The organism is Streptomyces nojiriensis (assembly GCF_017639205.1).
GTDB classification, from domain to species: Bacteria; Actinomycetota; Actinomycetes; order Streptomycetales; family Streptomycetaceae; genus Streptomyces; species Streptomyces nojiriensis.
This window is the reverse complement of the sequence record NZ_CP071139.1, coordinates 3,626,389-3,643,119: the sequence shown is the minus strand read 5'-3', so window position 1 is coordinate 3,643,119 and position 16,731 is coordinate 3,626,389. Positions and strand designations below refer to the sequence as shown.

At 70.7% G+C, this 16,731-nt stretch carries 14 protein-coding genes; 2 read left to right on the top strand and 12 right to left on the bottom strand.

Annotated elements, in window-relative coordinates; genetic code table 11:
- Positions 1–80 precede the first annotated feature (80 nt).
- Together glmS and JYK04_RS16900 are read right to left on the bottom strand one after the other, a co-directional pair.
- Positions 81–1,898: a glutamine--fructose-6-phosphate transaminase (isomerizing) gene (gene glmS, locus JYK04_RS16905; RefSeq protein WP_189737205.1), complete on the bottom strand. Its 1,818-nt coding sequence runs from the start codon at positions 1,896–1,898 to the stop codon at positions 81–83.
- Between the two features lie 65 nt (positions 1,899–1,963).
- Positions 1,964–2,239 carry a hypothetical protein gene (locus JYK04_RS16900; RefSeq protein WP_030008735.1) on the bottom strand — a complete coding sequence of 92 codons (276 nt, stop codon included), beginning with the start codon at positions 2,237–2,239 and terminating at the stop codon, positions 1,964–1,966.
- Positions 2,240–2,411: 172 nt separating this feature from the next.
- On the opposite strand from JYK04_RS16900, the gene JYK04_RS16895 reads away from it, so the two are divergent.
- On the top strand, positions 2,412–4,004 hold the full coding sequence (locus tag JYK04_RS16895; RefSeq protein ID WP_189737203.1) for a beta-N-acetylhexosaminidase: 1,593 nt from the start codon (positions 2,412–2,414) through the stop codon (positions 4,002–4,004).
- A gap of 16 nt (positions 4,005–4,020) precedes the next feature.
- On the opposite strand, the gene JYK04_RS16890 is transcribed toward JYK04_RS16895, so the two are convergent.
- The 7 genes from JYK04_RS16890 to JYK04_RS16860 form a co-directional block, all read right to left on the bottom strand.
- On the bottom strand, positions 4,021–4,569 hold the full coding sequence (locus JYK04_RS16890) for a hypothetical protein (protein WP_189737201.1): 549 nt from the start codon (positions 4,567–4,569) through the stop codon (positions 4,021–4,023).
- Between the two features lie 167 nt (positions 4,570–4,736).
- Positions 4,737–6,518, bottom strand: a complete 1,782-nt coding sequence (locus JYK04_RS16885) for an IucA/IucC family protein (RefSeq protein ID WP_189737199.1) — start codon at positions 6,516–6,518, stop codon at positions 4,737–4,739.
- Entirely contained in the window at positions 6,515–7,099 is a 585-nt protein-coding gene (locus tag JYK04_RS16880; protein ID WP_189737197.1) for a GNAT family N-acetyltransferase, read from the bottom strand. Before JYK04_RS16880 ends, JYK04_RS16885 begins: the two co-directional genes overlap by 4 nt.
- Positions 7,099–8,397 carry a lysine N(6)-hydroxylase/L-ornithine N(5)-oxygenase family protein gene (locus JYK04_RS16875; RefSeq protein ID WP_229875252.1) on the bottom strand — a complete coding sequence of 433 codons (1,299 nt, stop codon included), beginning with the start codon at positions 8,395–8,397 and terminating at the stop codon, positions 7,099–7,101. Before JYK04_RS16875 ends, JYK04_RS16880 begins: the two co-directional genes overlap by 1 nt.
- On the bottom strand, positions 8,381–9,874 hold the full coding sequence (locus tag JYK04_RS16870; protein WP_189737193.1) for a pyridoxal phosphate-dependent decarboxylase family protein: 1,494 nt from the start codon (positions 9,872–9,874) through the stop codon (positions 8,381–8,383). Before JYK04_RS16870 ends, JYK04_RS16875 begins: the two co-directional genes overlap by 17 nt.
- 149 nt (positions 9,875–10,023) lie before the next feature.
- Positions 10,024–10,923 (bottom strand): siderophore-interacting protein, encoded by a 900-nt coding sequence (locus JYK04_RS16865; protein WP_189737191.1) that lies wholly within the window; start codon positions 10,921–10,923, stop codon positions 10,024–10,026.
- A gap of 41 nt (positions 10,924–10,964) precedes the next feature.
- A complete protein-coding gene (locus tag JYK04_RS16860) occupies positions 10,965–11,999 on the bottom strand; it encodes an ABC transporter substrate-binding protein (RefSeq protein WP_189737188.1) in 1,035 nt (344 codons plus the stop codon).
- 245 nt (positions 12,000–12,244) lie between these two features.
- Here JYK04_RS16860 and JYK04_RS16855 point away from each other — a divergent pair, with 245 nt between their 5' ends.
- Positions 12,245–12,523: a hypothetical protein gene (locus JYK04_RS16855; RefSeq protein ID WP_244372139.1), complete on the top strand. Its 279-nt coding sequence runs from the start codon at positions 12,245–12,247 to the stop codon at positions 12,521–12,523.
- Between the two features lie 67 nt (positions 12,524–12,590).
- Here JYK04_RS16855 and JYK04_RS16850 read toward each other — a convergent pair whose 3' ends face one another.
- Genes JYK04_RS16850 through JYK04_RS16840 form a run of 3 tightly spaced genes read right to left on the bottom strand, consistent with a single transcriptional unit; the run spans position 12,591 to position 16,715 of the window.
- Positions 12,591–13,751, bottom strand: coding sequence for an acyl-CoA dehydrogenase family protein (locus JYK04_RS16850; RefSeq protein WP_189737184.1), 1,161 nt, complete (start codon positions 13,749–13,751; stop codon positions 12,591–12,593).
- Between the two features lie 7 nt (positions 13,752–13,758).
- Entirely contained in the window at positions 13,759–14,676 is a 918-nt protein-coding gene (locus JYK04_RS16845; protein ID WP_189737530.1) for a hydroxymethylglutaryl-CoA lyase, read from the bottom strand.
- An 11-nt stretch (positions 14,677–14,687) separates the two neighbouring features.
- Positions 14,688–16,715 carry an acetyl-CoA carboxylase biotin carboxylase subunit gene (locus JYK04_RS16840; protein ID WP_189737182.1) on the bottom strand — a complete coding sequence of 676 codons (2,028 nt, stop codon included), beginning with the start codon at positions 16,713–16,715 and terminating at the stop codon, positions 14,688–14,690.
- Positions 16,716–16,731: the final 16 nt, after the last annotated feature.

The following is a 16,731-nucleotide window of genomic DNA, read 5'->3' as shown; positions in this document are numbered from 1 at the left end:
CGGCCGGGCCGGTCCGGGCACCACGGCAGAGAACCCCCGTGCGCACCGCGCACGGGGGTTCCTCGCTGTGGGGGCGGCGATTACTCGACCGTGACCGACTTCGCCAGGTTGCGCGGCTTGTCGATGTCCCGGCCCATGGCCAGGGCCGTGTGGTACGCCAGCAGCTGGAGCGGGATGCCCATCAGGATCGGGTCCAGCTCGTCCTCGTTCTTCGGGACCACGATGGTGTGGTCCGCCTTCTCCTGCTCGCGGTGGGCGACCGCCAGGATCCGGCCGCTGCGGGCCTTGATCTCCTCGAGCGCCGCGCGGTTCTTCTCCAGCAGGTCGTCGTCCGGGACGATCGCGACCGTCGGCAGCGAGGGCTCGATGAGCGCCAGCGGGCCGTGCTTGAGCTCGGAGGCGGGGTAGGCCTCGGCGTGGATGTAGGAGATCTCCTTCAGCTTGAGGGAGGCCTCCAGCGCCACCGGGTAGCCGCGCACCCGGCCGATGAACATCATCGACTTGGCCTCGGCGAACTCGGCCGCCAGCTTCTTGATGTCCTCTTCGCCGTCGAGGATCTCCTGGATCTGCGCGGGCAGCTTGCGCAGGCCCTCGATGATCCGCTTGCCGTCGGTGACCGAGAGATCCCGGATGCGGCCCAGGTGCACGGCGAGCAGCGCGAAGGCCACGACCGTGTTGGTGAAGCACTTGGTGGAGACGACGCAGACCTCGGGGCCGGCGTGCACGTACACGCCGCCGTCGGCCTCGCGGGCGATCGCGGAACCGACCACGTTGACCACGCCGAGGACGCGGGCGCCCTTAGGCTTGAGCTCCTGCACCGCCGCGAGGACGTCGTACGTCTCACCGGACTGGGAGACCGCGATGTAGAGGGTGTCGGGGTCCACGACCGGGTTGCGGTAGCGGAACTCGGAGGCCGGCTCGGCGTCCGCGGGGATCCGGGCCATGCCCTCGATGAGGCCGGCGCCGATGAGGCCCGCGTGGTACGAGGTGCCGCAGCCCAGGATCTTGACCCGGCGGATGCCGCGCGCCTCGCGCGGGTCCAGGTTCAGGCCGCCCAGGTGCACGGTGCTGAAGCGGTCGTCGATCCGGCCGCGCAGCACGCGGTCGACCGCGTCGGGCTGCTCGGAGATCTCCTTGTGCATGTAGGTGTCGTGGCCGCCCATGTCGTACGAGGCGGCCTCCCACTCCACGGTCTCCGGGGTGGCGTTCGTCGTCGTGCCGGAGGTCGTGTAGGTGCGGAAGTCGTCGGCCTTGATGGTGGCCATCTCGCCGTCGCCGAGGGTGACGACCTGGCGGGTGTGGGCGACCAGCGCGGCGACGTCCGAGGCGACGAACATCTCCTTCTCGCCGATGCCGAGGACCACGGGGGAGCCGTTGCGGGCGACGACGATGCGGTCGGCGAAGTCGGCGTGCATGACGGCGATGCCGTAGGTGCCGTCGATGACCTTGAGCGCCTCGCGGACCTTCTCCTCCAGGGAGTCGGCCTCGGAGCGGGCGATCAGGTGGACGATGACCTCGGTGTCGGTCTCCGAGGCGAAGACGACGCCCTCGGCCTCGAGCTTGGCGCGCAGCTCGGAGCAGTTGTCGACGATGCCGTTGTGGACGACGGCGACCTTGTTCTCGGGGTCCAGGTGCGGGTGGGAGTTGATGTCGCTCGGGGCGCCGTGCGTGGCCCAGCGGGTGTGGGCGATGCCGGTGGTGCCGGCGAAGCGCTTGGGGACGCGGGACTCCAGCTCGCGGACGCGGCCCTTGGCCTTGACGACCTTCAGGGCCGGGGCCTTCGGGGTGTTGACCACGATGCCCGCGGAGTCGTACCCGCGGTATTCCAGCCGTGCCAGGCCTTCCAGCAGCAGCGGTGCCACGTCACGCTTGCCGATGTAACCGACGATTCCACACATACGGTTCTGCCCCTCCTGAAGTTCGGTTCTGTACTCGTCCGGAGCCGCGTGCGGCGGCGGCCGGCTCAGCCGTAGACGATGCGGCGCAACTGCCGGAGCGAGAGCTCCGGCGGCGCCACGGCGCGGTGCGGCAGCTCGGCCGCGATCCGCTCGAAGATCTCCGCGTTCACCGCTCCGCCGGACTGCAGTTCCCGGTGGCGGCGGCGGACGAACTCCTCGGTCGTCTCGTCGAAGTAGGCGAGCACGTCCAGTACCACCCGGGCCGCTTCGCCGCGCTGCAGCGCGGTGCTGCGCACCAGGTGGTCGACGAGGTCGTCATGCGACGGGCGGCGATCGAGCACTCGTAGATATTGGCGGCTAACGGCGATGAACGCAAAGATCCTGCCCGATTCCGGGCAGGATCCCTCTGGTCTGGACCAGTGAGGCGCTCGCTGTGCCCTCCTTCGGATGATTTCCGCCCGTCCCGGATTCACTCACCGGACGGGACGGGCCCCTTGGCCTATACCTGTGCGCATGAGAGTCCTGCGACGCACGCTCGGCGCCCTCCTCGCCTTCGCCGCGGCCCCGGCCCTGGTCACGGCCTGCACCTCCGCCCACGGTGACGACGCCCGGCCCGGGGACGACCCGCCGGTGGCCCTCGCCCCCTTCGAACGGCTGCTGCCCGCGCCCGTCTCCGCGCACGCCGAAGGCCCCGGGTACTCCTTCGGCGCGGGCACGGTCATCCGTACCGGCCGGGGCCCGGACGAGGAGGTCCGCCGGGTGGGCGAGCTCCTCGCCGAGCAGCTGCGCGGCCCGAGCGGGCTGCCGCTGCCGGTGGTCGACGGGGCGCAGGGGGACGGGATCCGGCTCCGGATCGACGAGGGGGCGCAGGGGGTGGGCGAGGAGGGGTACCGGCTGGAGTCCGGCCCGACCGGGGTCACCCTCACCGCGCGGACCCCGGCCGGGCTCTTCCACGCGGGGCAGACGCTGCGCCAGCTGGTACCGGTGGCGGGTCCCGGCACGGTGCCGGGCGGGACGGTCACCGACCGGCCGCGCTTCGCGTACCGCGGGGCCATGGTCGACATCGCGCGCCACCACTTCTCGGTGGACCAGGTGAAGAGGTACGTGGACCAGCTCGCCCAGTACAAGGTCAACACCCTGCACCTGCACCTGACCGACGACCAGGGGTGGCGCCTGGCGATCGACTCCTGGCCGCGGCTGGCGGAGTACGGGGGCGGCAGCGAGGTCGGCGGCGGGCCCGGCGGCCACTGGACGAAGGACGAGTACCGGGAGCTGGTGGCCTACGCGGGGCAGCGGTACGTGGACGTGGTCCCCGAGATCGACATGCCGGGGCACGTGAACGCGGCGCTCGCCTCCTACGCCGAGCTGAACTGCGACGGGAAGGCCCCGGAGCGGTACACCGGCGTCAAGGTGGGCTTCAGCTCGCTGTGCGTGTCCAAGGAGCGGACGTACGAGTTCATCGACGAGGTCCTCGGCGAGCTGGCGGAGCTGACCCCGGGCCGCTACCTGCACATCGGCGGCGACGAGGCGCACGCGACGCCGGCGGCGGACTACGCGGCCTTCATGGACCGGGCGCAGGCGGTGGTGGGGCGGTACGGCAAGACGGTGGTGGCCTGGCACCAGCTGGCGGCGGCCCGCCCGGTCCGGGGCGCGGTGCTCCAGTACTGGGGCCACGACAAGACCGCGGCCGCGGACAAGGCGGCCGTGGCGGCGGCGGCGAAGGCGGGACACCCGCTGATCCTGTCGCCGGCGGACCGGCTGTACCTGGACATGAAGTACGACCCGGCGACGAAGCCCGGCCTGGCCTGGGCGGGGTACGTCCCGGTGCGGCGCGCCTACTCCTGGAACCCGGGGGCGTACCTGGCCGGGGTCCCGGAGTCGGCGGTGCTGGGTGTGGAGGCACCGCTGTGGACGGAGACCGTCGCGACGCGCGGGGACTGGGAGCTGATGGCCTTCCCGCGGGTGCTGGGCCTGGCCGAACTGGGCTGGTCACCGGCGGCCGCCCTGGACTGGACGTCCTACAGCCGCCGCCTGGCCGCGCAGGCGCCCCGGCTGGAGGCGCAGGGCATCGCCTTCTTCCGGGCGCCGGACGTCCCCTGGCAGTGACCGGTGGGGGAGGGGGTCAGGGCGAGCAGGAGGTCTTGGCCCCGTCGGCCTCCGAGCCCGCCGTTATCTCGAATCCGGCTCCCGTGGCGAACTCCGCGGCCGTCTCGGGACCGTAGAACTCGGTGAGGAAGCGGGCGGGCGGGAAGGAGAGGGCGAGCACCTTGGCCTGCCCGTCCTCGCCCTTCGTGAAGCACGATCCCCACGTTTCCTGACCGCGCACCGGTTCGGGCTCGAACCGCCAGCCGTCGGCCTCGGCGGCCTTGCGGTAGTGGTCGAGGACCTCTTGGCGGGTGCCCGGATACGTGTAGAGGCGTCCGGCGGACAGCCAGGCGTCGCCGCTGTCGTCCGCGCACTCGGAGGAGACGCCGTCGAAACTGCGGGGGGCGCTCGCGCCGGGCGGCGGGGAGGAGAGCAGGGGCAGCGATTCCAGCTCCTTCATCCGGGCTTCGGTCCCCTCGCAGGTCTTGAACGGAGACAGGAAGGAGCAGCCGGACAGCCCCCCGGCCACGAACACGGCCGACAGGAGCAGGGCGGCCGTGCGGCCAGGGCGGATCCGGAACGGCATGCGGGCTCCCAGACGGACTCGGGCCGCGGACTGCGGCCACGGGAGCGGACACACGAAGGCGTGACCGCGAAGGGGCCATTGTTGCTTCGCGGTCACGCCGTCGGGATCCCGGGGTGGGGCGGGGGAGGCATCGAGGGACCGTATCGATGCCTGCCCCGCCCCGTGGGTCACCGCCGGGCGAAGGCCGCGACGGGGTTCTTGAGGTTGCCGATCAGCTGGAGGGCCGCCGCCGGGTCGGCGAGGTCGACCATCTGCTTGTTGTTGCGCAGTTGGAGGCGGTTCAGGCAGGACAGCTGGAACTCCTCGGCGAAGAGGTCGTACCGCTGGAAGCGCTCCGCGAGCTGCGGCATCGACTCCTGGTAGTCGTGGCCGCAGTCCGCGACCGCCCGCCAGAAGGTGTCCTCGTCGCAGATGCCCTCGTCCGCAAGGATCGCGCCGAGGAAGCGGAAGAAGCAGTCGAAGACGTCGGTGAAGATCGACAGGAGCTTCATGTCCTCGGGGATGTCCGCCCGGACCCGCTCGACCGCGGGCGGCAGCACCGCGTCCGCGTCCATGATGACGATCTCCTCGGCGATGTCCTTGAAGATCGCCCGCTTCACCAGGCCGCCCTCGATGACGAGGATGGTGTTCTCGCCGTGCGGCATGTACGCGAGGTCGTACTGGTAGAAGCAGTGCAGCAGCGGCACCAGGTAGGCCCGCAGGTAGTGGCGCAGCCACTCGGCCGGGGTCAGGCCCGACTCCGCGATCAGCGCGCCGGCGAAGGACTTGCCCTCCGCGTCCACGTGCAGGAGCGAGGCCATGGTGGCGAGGCGCTCGTCGCCCTGGATCGAGTTCACCGGGGACTCGCGCCACAGCGCGGCCAGCATCTTGCGGTACGGGGAGTACCGGTCGGTGGCGCGCTCGTACTGGCGGTGGTGGTAGCCGATCGCCGCGCGCTCACGGATGATCGAGAAGTCCACCGACTGCAGGACCTCGTCGCCCTCGATGAGCTGGTGCAGCCAGTCGTTGATGGCGGGGGTGGCCTCCATGTACGCGGCCGACAGGCCTCGCATGAAGCCCATGTTCAGGACCGAGATGGCGGTCTTGACGTAGTGCTTGTGCGGCGCGCTCCGGTTGAAGAACGTGCGGATCGACTGCTGCGCGAGGTACGCGTCCGGGCCCTCGCCGAGCAGCACCAGGCGGCGGTTCGCGATCTCGGCCGCGAAGGTGACCGTGGTCTTGTTCCACCACTGCCAGGGGTGCACGGGGAAGAGGTGGAAGTCGGCCAGGTCCAGGCCCAGCGCGGTCATCCGCTCGGCGAAGACGCCGATGGTCTCGTCGCCGAGCTCCTCGCGCATGAAGGAGTCGTGGTCCAGGCCGGCGCCCGCCGTGAAGGTGGAGACGTCCTTGCGGGCGGCCACCCACACCAGGTGGACGGGGCTGGCGGTCTCCGGGGCGTACGAGAGGTACTCGTGCACGCCGAAGCCGAGCCGGCCGTTGTTCGCGACGAAGCAGGGGTGGCCCTCGGTCATGCCCGTCTCGATGTCCTGGAAGGAGGACTTCGCGAGGACGTCGGAGGAGACCTGCGGCTTCGTGTACTTGTAGCCGGTGCCGGCCAGGGTGGAGGAGATCTCCTCCAGGTAGACGGGCAGCACCTCGGGGCTCAGGCCCAGGGACTCGCGCAGCTCGATGTGGAAGTCGAGGGCGTCCAGCTCCAGCTCGGCGCCGCCCCGGTGGCGGGTGATGGAGGCCTCGTCGACCGACCAGTGGTCGAGGGCGTGCAGGACGGCCTTGAAGCGGTACTCCACGGTGGAGTCGTCGCTGAGGACCGAGTAGAGGCCTTCGCCCAGCGGCTTCGGGGTCAGCAGGCGCTCGTGGGAGAACTCCGCGAGGCCCTTGCGGACCAGGGCGCGGTTGGCGCGGGTCCACAGCTCGGGGGAGAGGTGGGCGACGGCGTCGGCGAGGCTCATATGGACACCCCCTGGGCGGCCGTGGCGGCCTCGAACTGGGCGCGGGTGCAGAAGCTCAGCAGGGCTTCCTTCTCCGGCTTGGTGACCTGGCGCTCCGGCACGAAGCCGACGGCCTCGTTCAGGGCGTGCACGGCGGTGTTGGCGACGTCCGGCTCGACGACGACGCGCTCGGCGGCCGGGTCGGCGAAGATCGCGGCCATCACCGTGGTGATGACGGCGCGGGTGAAGCCGTGCAGCGGGGTGTCGCTCGGGGCGACGAGGAAGTGCATGCCGACATCGCCGTGCCGGGCGTCGTAGAGGCCGACCAGCTCCAGCTCGGACGGGTCGTAGGTCTCCATGAGGAACGCGGGGCGGCCCTCGTGCAGGCCGATGAAGGCCTGGTGGTGCTCGTGGGCGGCGATCCTCATGTACTCGCGCTCGACGTCCGGCAGGGACGCGTCCTGCATCATCCAGAACGAGGCCTTCGGGTGGGTGACCCAGCCGTGGAGCAGCTCCGCGTCGGCGAAGGGGTCCAGGGGGCGCACGGCGAAGGAACCGAGTTCCGTATCGGTGCGGGAGAAGAGGAGTTCGGTGGTGCTCATCAGAGGGTGCCTTCCGGGGCGGCGAACTGCTGGAACGCGATGGACTTCTCGACCTTGTAGTGCTCGCGGCCGAGGAGCTCACCGACGATGTACGCGTTCCGGTACGCCGCCATGCCCAGGTCGGGCGAGGTGAGGGAGTGGTTGTGGGTGGTGCCGTTCTGCAGGTAGACCCCGCGGCCCGTGGTGTCGATGCTGTAGTTGCGGGCGGCGTCGAGACGGCCGTGCCCGTCGAAGTTCAGGCGGTCGCGCACCGGGTTCAGGAACTCCGGGAACGTGTACTTGTAGCCGGTGGCCAGGACCAGGCCCTCGGAGGTGAGGGAGAAGTCCCGCTCCTGCTCCTCCTGGCGCAGCCCCAGTGTGTACGTGCCCGTGGTGGTGTCGTACGCGGTGCTGTTGAGGGAGGTGTTGGTCAGCAGGGTGGTCGGGACCTGGCCCGGCATGCTGATCTTCTTCTGGTAGAGCAGGTCGAAGATGGCGTTGATCAGGTCGCCGTCGATGCCCTTGAAGAGGTTCTTCTGCTGGGTCTCCAGCCGGTACCGGGTGTCCTCGGGGAGCGCGTGGAAGTAGTCCACGTACTCGGGGGAGGTCATCTCCAGGGTCAGCTTCGTGTACTCCAGCGGGAAGAACCGCGGTGAGCGGGTGACCCAGTTGAGCTGGTAGCCGTGGACGTCGATCTCGGCGAGGAGGTCGTAGTAGATCTCGGCCGCGCTCTGGCCGGAGCCGACGAGGGTGATCGACTTCTTCTTCTGCAGCTCCGCCTTGTTCTGCATGTAGGCGGAGTTGTGCAGGGAGTCGCCGCCGAGGCCCTCGCAGGACTGCGGGACGTGCGGCGGGGTGCCGGTGCCCAGGACCAGGCGGGGGGCCCGGTGGGTCTCGCCCCGGTCCGTGTGGACCTCGTACAGGCCGGCCTGCTCGTCGTAGGTGACCTCGGTGACCGAGGTGGACCACCGGACGTTGTCGAGGCGGTCGGCGGCCCAGCGGCAGTAGTCGTTGTACTCGGCCCGCAGCGGGTAGAAGTTCTCCCGGATGTAGAAGGAGTACAGCCGGTCCTTGTCCTTCAGGTAGTTCAGGAAGGAGAAGGGCGAGGTCGGGTCGGCGAGCGTGACCAGGTCCGACATGAAGGGCGTCTGCAGGTGGGCGCCGTCCAGGAACATCCCGGCATGCCACTCGAAGTGCGGCTTCGACTCGATGAAGAGACCGTCGATCTCGTCGAGCGGGGCGGTCAGGCAGGCGAGTCCGAGATTGAACGGACCGACGCCGATGCCGATGAAGTCGTGGGTCTCAGCGGTGGAGGGCAAGGGATTCTCCCAGGAACTGCTCGGCATGTGCGGCGAGAAGGTCGAGGACGGCCGCGATGTCGGCCGTCGTGGTCTGCGGGTTGAGGAGGGTGAACTTCAGGTACTGCTTCCCGTCCACCTTGGTGCCGGCGACGACGGCCTCACCGGAGGCGAACAGGGCCTTGCGGGCGTGCAGGTTGGCCTCGTCGACCAGGTCGGCGCGGATCTCGTCGCCCTCGGGGACGTAGCGGAAGACGAGGGTGGAGATCTGCGGCTTGACGACGACCTCGAAGCGCGGGTCGGCGTCGATGACGTCCCAGCCGGCCGCGGCCAGGTCGATGACCTCGTCGAAGAGCGAGCCGACACCGTCGGCGCCCATGACGCGCAGGGTCACCCAGAGCTTGAGCGCGTCGAAGCGGCGCGTGGTCTGGATGGACTTGTCGACCTGGTTGGGGATGCGCTCCTCGGCCATGCGGCGCGGGTTGAGGTAGTCCGCGTGGTACGTGGCGTGCTTGAGGGTGTCGCGGTCGCGCACCAGCATGGCGCTGGAGCTGACCGGCTGGAAGAACGACTTGTGGTAGTCGACCGTGACCGAGTCGGCGCGCTCGATGCCGTCGAGGAGGTGGCGGCGGGTCGGGGAGGCCAGCAGCCCGCAGCCGTAGGCGGCGTCCACGTGCATCCACGCGGAGTGCTCACCGGCCAGGCGGGCGATCTCGGGGAGCGGGTCGATGGACCCGAAGTCGGTGGTGCCGGCGGTGGCGACGACGGCCATCGGGAAGAGGCCTTCGGAGGCGCACTCCTCCAGCTCCAGGGCGAGCACCGCGGTGTCCATCCGGCGGTTGCGGTCGACCGGGACGGAGATGACGGCCTCGTAGCCGAGTCCGAGCATGGCGGCCGACTTCTGGACGCTGAAGTGGCTGGCCTCGGAGGTGAAGATGCGCAGCTTCGGCAGGAGTTCGGCCTTGGTGAGCTCGCGTCCCTCGTCGAGCGCCTTCTTCATGACGAGGCGGCAGGCCTCGTCGCGGGCGAGGAGCAGCGCGTGGAAGTTGGACTGGCTGCCGCCGGAGGTGAAGATGCCGTCCGCGGCGGGGCCGAGGCCGATGCGCTCGGTGGTCCAGTCGATGAGGCGGCGCTCGATGAGCGTGCCGCCGATGGACTGGTCCCAGGTGTCGAGGGAGGAGTTGACGGCCGAGAGGATGGCCTCGCCGAGCACGGCGGGGATGACGACCGGGCAGTTGAGGTGGCCCAGGTAGCGCGGGTGGTGGAAGTACACCGCGTCGCGCAGGTAGACGTCCTCCAGCTCGTCCAGGACGGCGGCCGCGTCCGCGAGCGGCTTGTCCAGGTCGATCCCGTTGATGACCGGGGCGAGTTCGTCGACGGATATACCGGTGTGGGGCCGCTGCGTGGTCGCGAGTTTGGCGGCGACACGGTCGACGCCCTCGGTGACGGAGCGCCGGTAGAGGTCCGCGGTCGTCTCGTTCAGCAGATGCGAGCGCATCAACTTTCCTCCGGGCAGGGGGTGGAGAGGGGGTGGGGTGTGGCGTACGGGAATTAGGTTAGCCTAACCTTAGTATTTCGCCAAACGCAGATGGGCCCTGGCTGAAAGCCAGGGCCCATGTCAACTGCTCTGCGGGGTAAGGAAACTGACTACAAGTCGGACGCCGGGTCCTCGCTCGGAGCCTGGCCCGCGTACGCCTCGGCGAGGAGCTGCTCCTCGCTCGCGCCGAGCCGCCAGTAGCCCGTGAAACGCACGGCGCGGCGGTCGACGGATCGTTCCTGCACGAAGTGGCGCCGGACCGCGCGGATCGTGCCCGCCTCGCCCGCCAGCCAGGCGTACGGGGCTTCGGCCGCGGCGGGTCCGGCCGCGCGCAGCGCGCCCAGCACCTGCTCCGTCCGCTCCCGGCCGTCGCCCTCGCGCACGATCCAGGTGATGTCCGCGTCGGCGGGCGCCCGGAGGCCGAGCCGGTCGTCCTCGTGCGGGACCTCGAACCAGGCCCTGACCCGGGTCCCGGCGGGCAGCCGGTCCAGGATCGCGGCCGCGGCCGGCAGGGCGGTCTCGTCGGCGTACATCCAGATCTCGTCGGTGCCGGCCGGCGGCTGGAAGCGTACGGACTTGTTCTCCGCGACGGCCGGTCCGATCGCCAGGATCCGGCGGCCGGCCACGGCCTGCCCCGCCCAGCGGGACGCGGGGCCGCAGTCCCCGTGGAGGACGAAGTCGATGTCGACCTCGTCCGCCCCCTCGGGCGTACGGCGCTGCTCGCGCACCGTGTAGGAGCGCATCACCGGCCGCTCCTCGTCCGGCATCGCGCGCCAGGCGGCGAACCAGGTGTCCTCGTCCGTGGACGGGAGCACCGTGTGCTCCTGGCCGGACGCGGGCAGGAAGAGAGACAGGCTCTGGTCGAAGCCGCCCGAGCGGAAGCCCGCGAGGGACTCCCCGCCGAACGTGACCCGCAGGAACGAGTGGCCCAGACGGCGCGTGCGGACCACTTCGAGCTCGAAGAACCGGAAGTGTGCGACGGCCGGGGCGTCGGATGCGGTGGCGGTCATGCGGAGAGGTCCCCCTGGGAATCAGCCGGAGTGAAAGGCGGTCAGCCGAGCTTCTTGGCGTTCTGGATGGACTTCGCGAGGTCTTCCAGGATCTGCGCGCACTTGTCGTACGAGTAGATCGGCTCGGTCACGCGCGAGACGACCTGACCGGCCTTGACGGCGGGCAGCTCGTTCCAGGTCGGCTTGGCCTTCAGCTGCTCGGGCTGCAGGGTGCCGGTGCGGTTGTCGAGCAGGATGACGTCGGCCTTGTACTTGCCGGCGTTCTCCCAGCTGAGTGCCTCGAAGAAGCCGCCCTCGTCCAGCTTCTCGGGGGTGACGAACTCGACGCCGAGCTCCTTGAAGTACTTCAGGTCGGCCGCGGTGTCCGGGGTGGACGCGTAGAACAGGGCGTCGGCGCCGGAGCCGGCGAGCACCTTGACCCCGGGGTTCGCCTTGGTGGCCTCGCGGACCTTGGTGACGGCTGCCTCGAAGCGCGCCTTGGAGTCGACGACGTTCTTGGCACCCAGGTCGGCGCCCAGGGACTTGGCCAGGTCGGCCGTGCGCTCCAGGGCCTTGGGCATCGAGGTGTCGCCGCCCACGGAGACGGCGGCGGCCGGGGCCAGCTGCAGGATCTTGTCCTTGGAGGCCTCCGGGACGTACCAATAGGTGCCGTCCCAGGTGTTGGTGACGAGGAGGTCGGGCTGGAGCGAGGCGTACTTCTCGACGTTGAACTGGTCGAAGACGTTGCCGAGGATCTCGACCTTGGTGACGTCGAGCGAACCGGCCTGGACGTCGGGCTTGCCGTCGGCGGTCGTGGTCGGGCCGAACACGCCCTTGACCGGGACGCCGTAGTCGTGGAGCGCGGCGGCGGTGCCGGTGAAGCCGACGATGTTCTTCGGCTTGGCCTTGGTGGTGACGTCCTTGCCGAGGTCGTCCTTGAAGGTCCAGGCGGCGGACGCCGAGGCGCCGTTGTCCTTGCCGTCGCCCTTCGCCGAGTCGGTGCCGCCGCACGCGGCGAGGACCGCGACGAGGCCGAGGGCGCCACCTGCCGCGACGAAGCCGCGACGGGTGAAGGAGGAGGTTCGGGACTTGGGCATGTCGATGTCCGCTTTCGTGCGTGCAGGGGTGGCCGCTGGGCCGTTCGGTGAGAAGGTTAGCCTAACCTAAGGCTATGTCCAGTGATCGGCCGGGATCCGATCGTGAGGTGGATCACCCTCCAGGGCGCCCGGAACCCGTATCGCCCCCGGTGCGCGCCCGAGTTGGGAAATCGACCGCGATCGCGGGAGTGAATGCTGGGCGCATGCAAAGGCGTTGGTGGATAACCGCAGGAGCGAACCTGGTGATGGGGGTGCCCTGCGCCGTGCCGGTCTGGCTCGTCTGGTACATCGCCGTCAACGGGCCGCTCGCCGACCTCGGCTGGACGCAGCGGGAGCCCACGGAGAACGACGGCATGATGCTCTGGCTGGTGATCGCGGGGCCGATCGTGATCGCGTTCGCGCTGCTGTGGTGGTTCGCCAACGACTTCGTCCGGCGGTGGAACACGGCGGCCGCCCGGGTCTACTGGCCGGTGTGCGCCCTGGTGACCCTGGTTCCCACGGTCATGCTCATGATCTTTTTGTGACCGCCCGCCGACATGCCGAAGTCCGGCGCGGGCACGGGCCCACGCCGGACTTCGGCATCGGGTGGTCTCAGCCGGCGAAGCCCAGCTCGCGCGCGATCAGCATGCGCTGGACCTCGCTCGTGCCCTCGCCGATCTCCAGGATCTTGGAGTCCCGCCACATGCGGGCCACCGGGTACTCGTTCATGAAGCCGTAGCCGCCGTGGATCTGCGTCGCCTCGCGGGCGTTGTCGACTGCGACCGTCGAGGAGTACAGCTTCGCGATCGCCGCCTCCTTCTTGAACGGCTCCCCGGCCACCAGCCGCGACGCCGCGTCGCGCCAGCCGATGCGGGCCATGTGGGCGCGCATCTCCATGTCGGCCAGCTTGAACTGGATCGCCTGGTTGTCGCCGATCGCCTTGCCGAAGGCGTGCCGCTCCTTGGCGTACTTCACCGACTCGTCCACGCAGCCCTGCGCGAGACCGGTCGCGAGCGCGGAGATGGCGATCCGGCCCTCGTCGAGGATCCGCAGGAACTGCGCGTAGCCGCGGCCCTCCTGGCCCACCAGGTTGGCCAGGGGGACCCGTACGCCGTCGAACGACAGCTCACGGGTGTCCGAGGAGTTCCAGCCCACCTTGGAGTACGGCGCGGCCACCGTGAAGCCCGGGGTGCCGGACGGGACGATTATCGAGGAGATCTCCGGACGGCCGTCCGCCTTGCGGCCCGTCACCGCTGTGACGGTGACCAGGCCGGTGATGTCCGTACCGGAGTTGGTGATGAAGCACTTCGAACCGTTGATGACCCAGTCGTCGCCGTCCTTGACGGCGGTGGTGCGGGTGCCGCCCGCGTCGGAGCCGGCGCCGGGCTCCGTCAGGCCGAAGGCGCCGAGGATCTCGCCGGAGCACATCTTCGGCAGCCACTCGCTCTTCTGCTCCTCCGAGCCGAAGAGGTAGATCGGCATGGCGCCGAGGGAGACACCGGCCTCCAGGGTGATGGCGACCGAGGAGTCGACGCGGGCCAGCTCCTCCAGGGCGATGCCGAGGGCGAGGTAGTCCCCGCCCATGCCGCCGTACTCCTCCGGGAAGGGCAGGCCGAACAGGCCCATGCGGCCCATCTCGGCGACGATCTCGTACGGGAACTCGTGCCGCTCGTACAGGTCGCCGATCTTCGGGGCGACGACGTCGTGCGCGAACGCCTCCACGGTGCGGCGGAGTTCCTCGTGCTCAGGGGTGAGCCGGTGGTCGAGGGACATGGTGTGACTACTCCTTGTGGGAGAGGGCGCGGACGGTACGGGAGGGGCTGGGGCGTCCCAGCTGTTCGGCCATCCACACGCTCGTGGCGGTGAGGGCGGCCAGGTCGACCCCGGTTTCGATGCCGAGGCCGTCGAGCATCCACACCAGGTCCTCGGTCGCGAGGTTGCCGGTGGCGCTCTTCGCGTACGGGCACCCGCCGAGGCCGCCTGCGGAGGCGTCGACGGTGCTCACGCCGTGCTGGAGCGCGGCGAGGGTGTTGGACAGTGCCTGGCCGTAGGTGTCGTGGAAGTGCACGCCGATGCGGTCGGTCGTGACACCGGCCTCGTTCAGCGCGGCGAGCAGGGCCTGGACATGGCCCGGCGTGGCCACGCCGATCGTGTCGCCGAGGCTCAGCTCGTCACAGCCGAGGTCCAGCAGGGCCTTGGCGACGGAGACGACCTGGTGGACCGGGACCGGGCCCTCCCAGGGGTCGCCGAAGCACATCGAGAGGTAGCCGCGGACGTGCGCTTCGCCCTCCTTGGCCCGGGCCACGACGGGCTCGAACATGGCGAGGGACTCGGCGACGGTGCGGTTGAGGTTGCGGGAGGCGAAGGTCTCGGTGGCCGAGCCGAAGACCGCGATGCGCGTGGCCCCCAGGGCGAGCGCGCGGTCGAGGCCGCGCTCGTTGGGGACGAGCACCGGCAGGTCCGCCGTGACATCGGCGAGCTGCGGGAACAGCTCCTCCGCGTCGGCGAGTTGGGGCACCCACTTGGGGTGCACGAAGCTGGTGGCCTCGATGGTCGTCAGCCCGGCGGCGGCGAGGCGGTGGATGAACTCCGCCTTGACCTCGGTGGGTACGGCCGTCTTCTCGTTCTGCAGCCCGTCGCGGGCGCCGACCTCGTGGATCCGGACCCGGGCCGGGAGGCCGGGCGCCGGGACGTTCATGGGCAGCCTGTTCACGCGGCCCCCTCCTCGTCCTCGTCGGGGGTGACGACGGCCAGGATCTGGTCCATGGCGACCGTGCTGCCGGGGGTCACGTCGAGCTCGGTGACGGTGCCGGCGTGCGGGGCCGAGATGACGTGCTCCATCTTCATGGCCTCGACGACGAGCAGGCTCTGCCCGGCCGCGACCTTGTCGCCGACGGCCACCTTGACGACGGTGACGGTGCCGGGCATGGGGGCGGCGAGGGTGTCGGCGCCGCCGTGTCCGGCCCCGCTGAGGTTGGCCACGACGGGGTCGTACGTCTGGACGTGCCAGGAGTCGGCGTCGCGGCCGAGCCAGGTCCCCTCCGGGGAGGCGGCGTGGCTGAAGCGGTGCGTGACGCCGTCGAGTTCGACGGTGACGGCGTCGGTGGTGCGGGCCACGATCCGGGCCCGCACCGGTGCGCCGGGGCCCTGCCCCGGACCCCGCGCCTCAAACGCCGGCGAGGCTGAATCGCTGAGCCGCGTCTCGACCCGTACGGGTTCCTGACCGGGCAGGCGGAAGTGGTGGACCGTCCAGGCGGGGGTGCCGCCCAGGCGCCAGCCGCTGGCGGCGTCGAAGGGGTCGACCCATCGCTCCTGCTGCGGCTTCGCCGAGGGCTGCGCCAGCAGCGCCGCGGCCGTGTACACCTCGTCCGGGACCCCCTCCGGCAGGAGGGACGGGAGGTCCCGCTCGACCAGGCCGGTGTCCAGGTCGCCCGACACCACGTCCGGGTGGGCCAGCAGCCTCCGCAGGAAGCCGGCGTTCGTCTGCACGCCCAGGATCACCGTGTCGGCCAGCGCCGCCCGCAGCATGCGCAGCGCCGTCGGGCGGTCCGGCCCGTGGACGATGACCTTCGACAGCATCGGGTCGTACGTGGAGCCCACCGGCACGCCCGCCGTCAGCCCGGAGTCCGTACGGACCGCACCGCCGTCCGGCTCGGACAGGGCCAGCACCGTGCCGCCGGACGGCAGGAACCCGCGCGCCGGGTCCTCCGCGCAGACGCGGGCCTCGATGGCGTGCCCGGTCAGCGTCACCTCGGACTGGTCGAAGCCCAGCCGGGCGCCGGCCGCCACCCGGATCTGCTGCTCCACCAGGTCCAGCCCGGTGATCAGCTCCGTCACCGGGTGCTCGACCTGGAGGCGGGTGTTCATCTCCATGAAGTAGTACGAGGACGGGTCGCCGCCCGGCACGATGAACTCCACCGTGCCCGCGCCGACGTACCCGCAGGAGCGGGCCGCGTCCACGGCCGCCGCGCCCATCGCCGCCCGGGTCTTCTCGTCGAGCAGGACCGACGGGGCCTCCTCGATCACCTTCTGGTGCCGGCGCTGCAGCGAGCACTCGCGCTCGCCCAGGTGCACCACGTTCCCGTGGGCGTCCGCCAGCACCTGGATCTCGATGTGCCGCGGCCGGTCCACCCACCGCTCGACCAGCAGGGTGTCGTCGCCGAAGGAGGACCGCGCCTCGCGGCGGGCCGCCGCGATCTCCTCGGCCAGCACCGCCTCGTCGCGCACCAGCCGCATGCCCTTGCCGCCGCCGCCCGCCGAGGGCTTGAGCAGCACCGGCATACCGATCTCCGCCGCGGCGGCGACCAGTTCGGCGTCGGTCAGGCCGCTGCCCGAGGAGCCCGGTACGACGGGTACGCCCGCCGCCTTCACGGTCTCCTTGGCACGGATCTTGTCGCCCATCAGGTTGATGGCGCTCGCCGGCGGCCCGATGAAGGCGAGCCCCGCGTCGGCGCAGGCCTGCGCGAAGGCGGCGTTCTCGGCCAGGAAGCCGTAGCCGGGGTGGACGGCCTCGGCGCCGGTGCGGCGGGCGGCATCCAGCAGCCGCTCCACCGACAGGTAGCTCTCGGCCGCCGCGGCCGGGCCGATCCGGACGGCCGTGTCGGCCTCCCGGACATGGCGGGCGTCCGCGTCGGCGTCGCTGAAGACGGCCACGGAGCGGATGCCGAGCTGCCGCAGGGTGCGGATGACCCGGACCGCGATCTCGCCCCGGTTCGCCACCAGAACAGTGCTGAACATCAGTGAGGTCCTCACG

What these genes read in the sequence shown, in the direction of transcription:
- glmS (WP_189737205.1), bottom strand. Translation starts at nt 1,898, where the DNA reads ATGTGTGGAATCGTCGGTTACATCGGCAAGCGTGACGTGGCACCGCTG.
- JYK04_RS16895 (WP_189737203.1), top strand. Translation starts at nt 2,412, where the DNA reads ATGAGAGTCCTGCGACGCACGCTCGGCGCCCTCCTCGCCTTCGCCGCG.
- JYK04_RS16890 (WP_189737201.1), bottom strand. Translation starts at nt 4,569, where the DNA reads ATGCCGTTCCGGATCCGCCCTGGCCGCACGGCCGCCCTGCTCCTGTCG.
- JYK04_RS16885 (WP_189737199.1), bottom strand. Translation starts at nt 6,518, where the DNA reads ATGAGCCTCGCCGACGCCGTCGCCCACCTCTCCCCCGAGCTGTGGACC.
- JYK04_RS16880 (WP_189737197.1), bottom strand. Translation starts at nt 7,099, where the DNA reads ATGAGCACCACCGAACTCCTCTTCTCCCGCACCGATACGGAACTCGGT.
- JYK04_RS16870 (WP_189737193.1), bottom strand. Translation starts at nt 9,874, where the DNA reads ATGCGCTCGCATCTGCTGAACGAGACGACCGCGGACCTCTACCGGCGC.
- JYK04_RS16865 (WP_189737191.1), bottom strand. Translation starts at nt 10,923, where the DNA reads ATGACCGCCACCGCATCCGACGCCCCGGCCGTCGCACACTTCCGGTTC.
- JYK04_RS16860 (WP_189737188.1), bottom strand. Translation starts at nt 11,999, where the DNA reads ATGCCCAAGTCCCGAACCTCCTCCTTCACCCGTCGCGGCTTCGTCGCG.
- JYK04_RS16855 (WP_244372139.1), top strand. Translation starts at nt 12,245, where the DNA reads ATGGGGGTGCCCTGCGCCGTGCCGGTCTGGCTCGTCTGGTACATCGCC.
- JYK04_RS16850 (WP_189737184.1), bottom strand. Translation starts at nt 13,751, where the DNA reads ATGTCCCTCGACCACCGGCTCACCCCTGAGCACGAGGAACTCCGCCGC.
- JYK04_RS16845 (WP_189737530.1), bottom strand. Translation starts at nt 14,676, where the DNA reads ATGAACGTCCCGGCGCCCGGCCTCCCGGCCCGGGTCCGGATCCACGAG.
- JYK04_RS16840 (WP_189737182.1), bottom strand. Translation starts at nt 16,715, where the DNA reads ATGTTCAGCACTGTTCTGGTGGCGAACCGGGGCGAGATCGCGGTCCGG.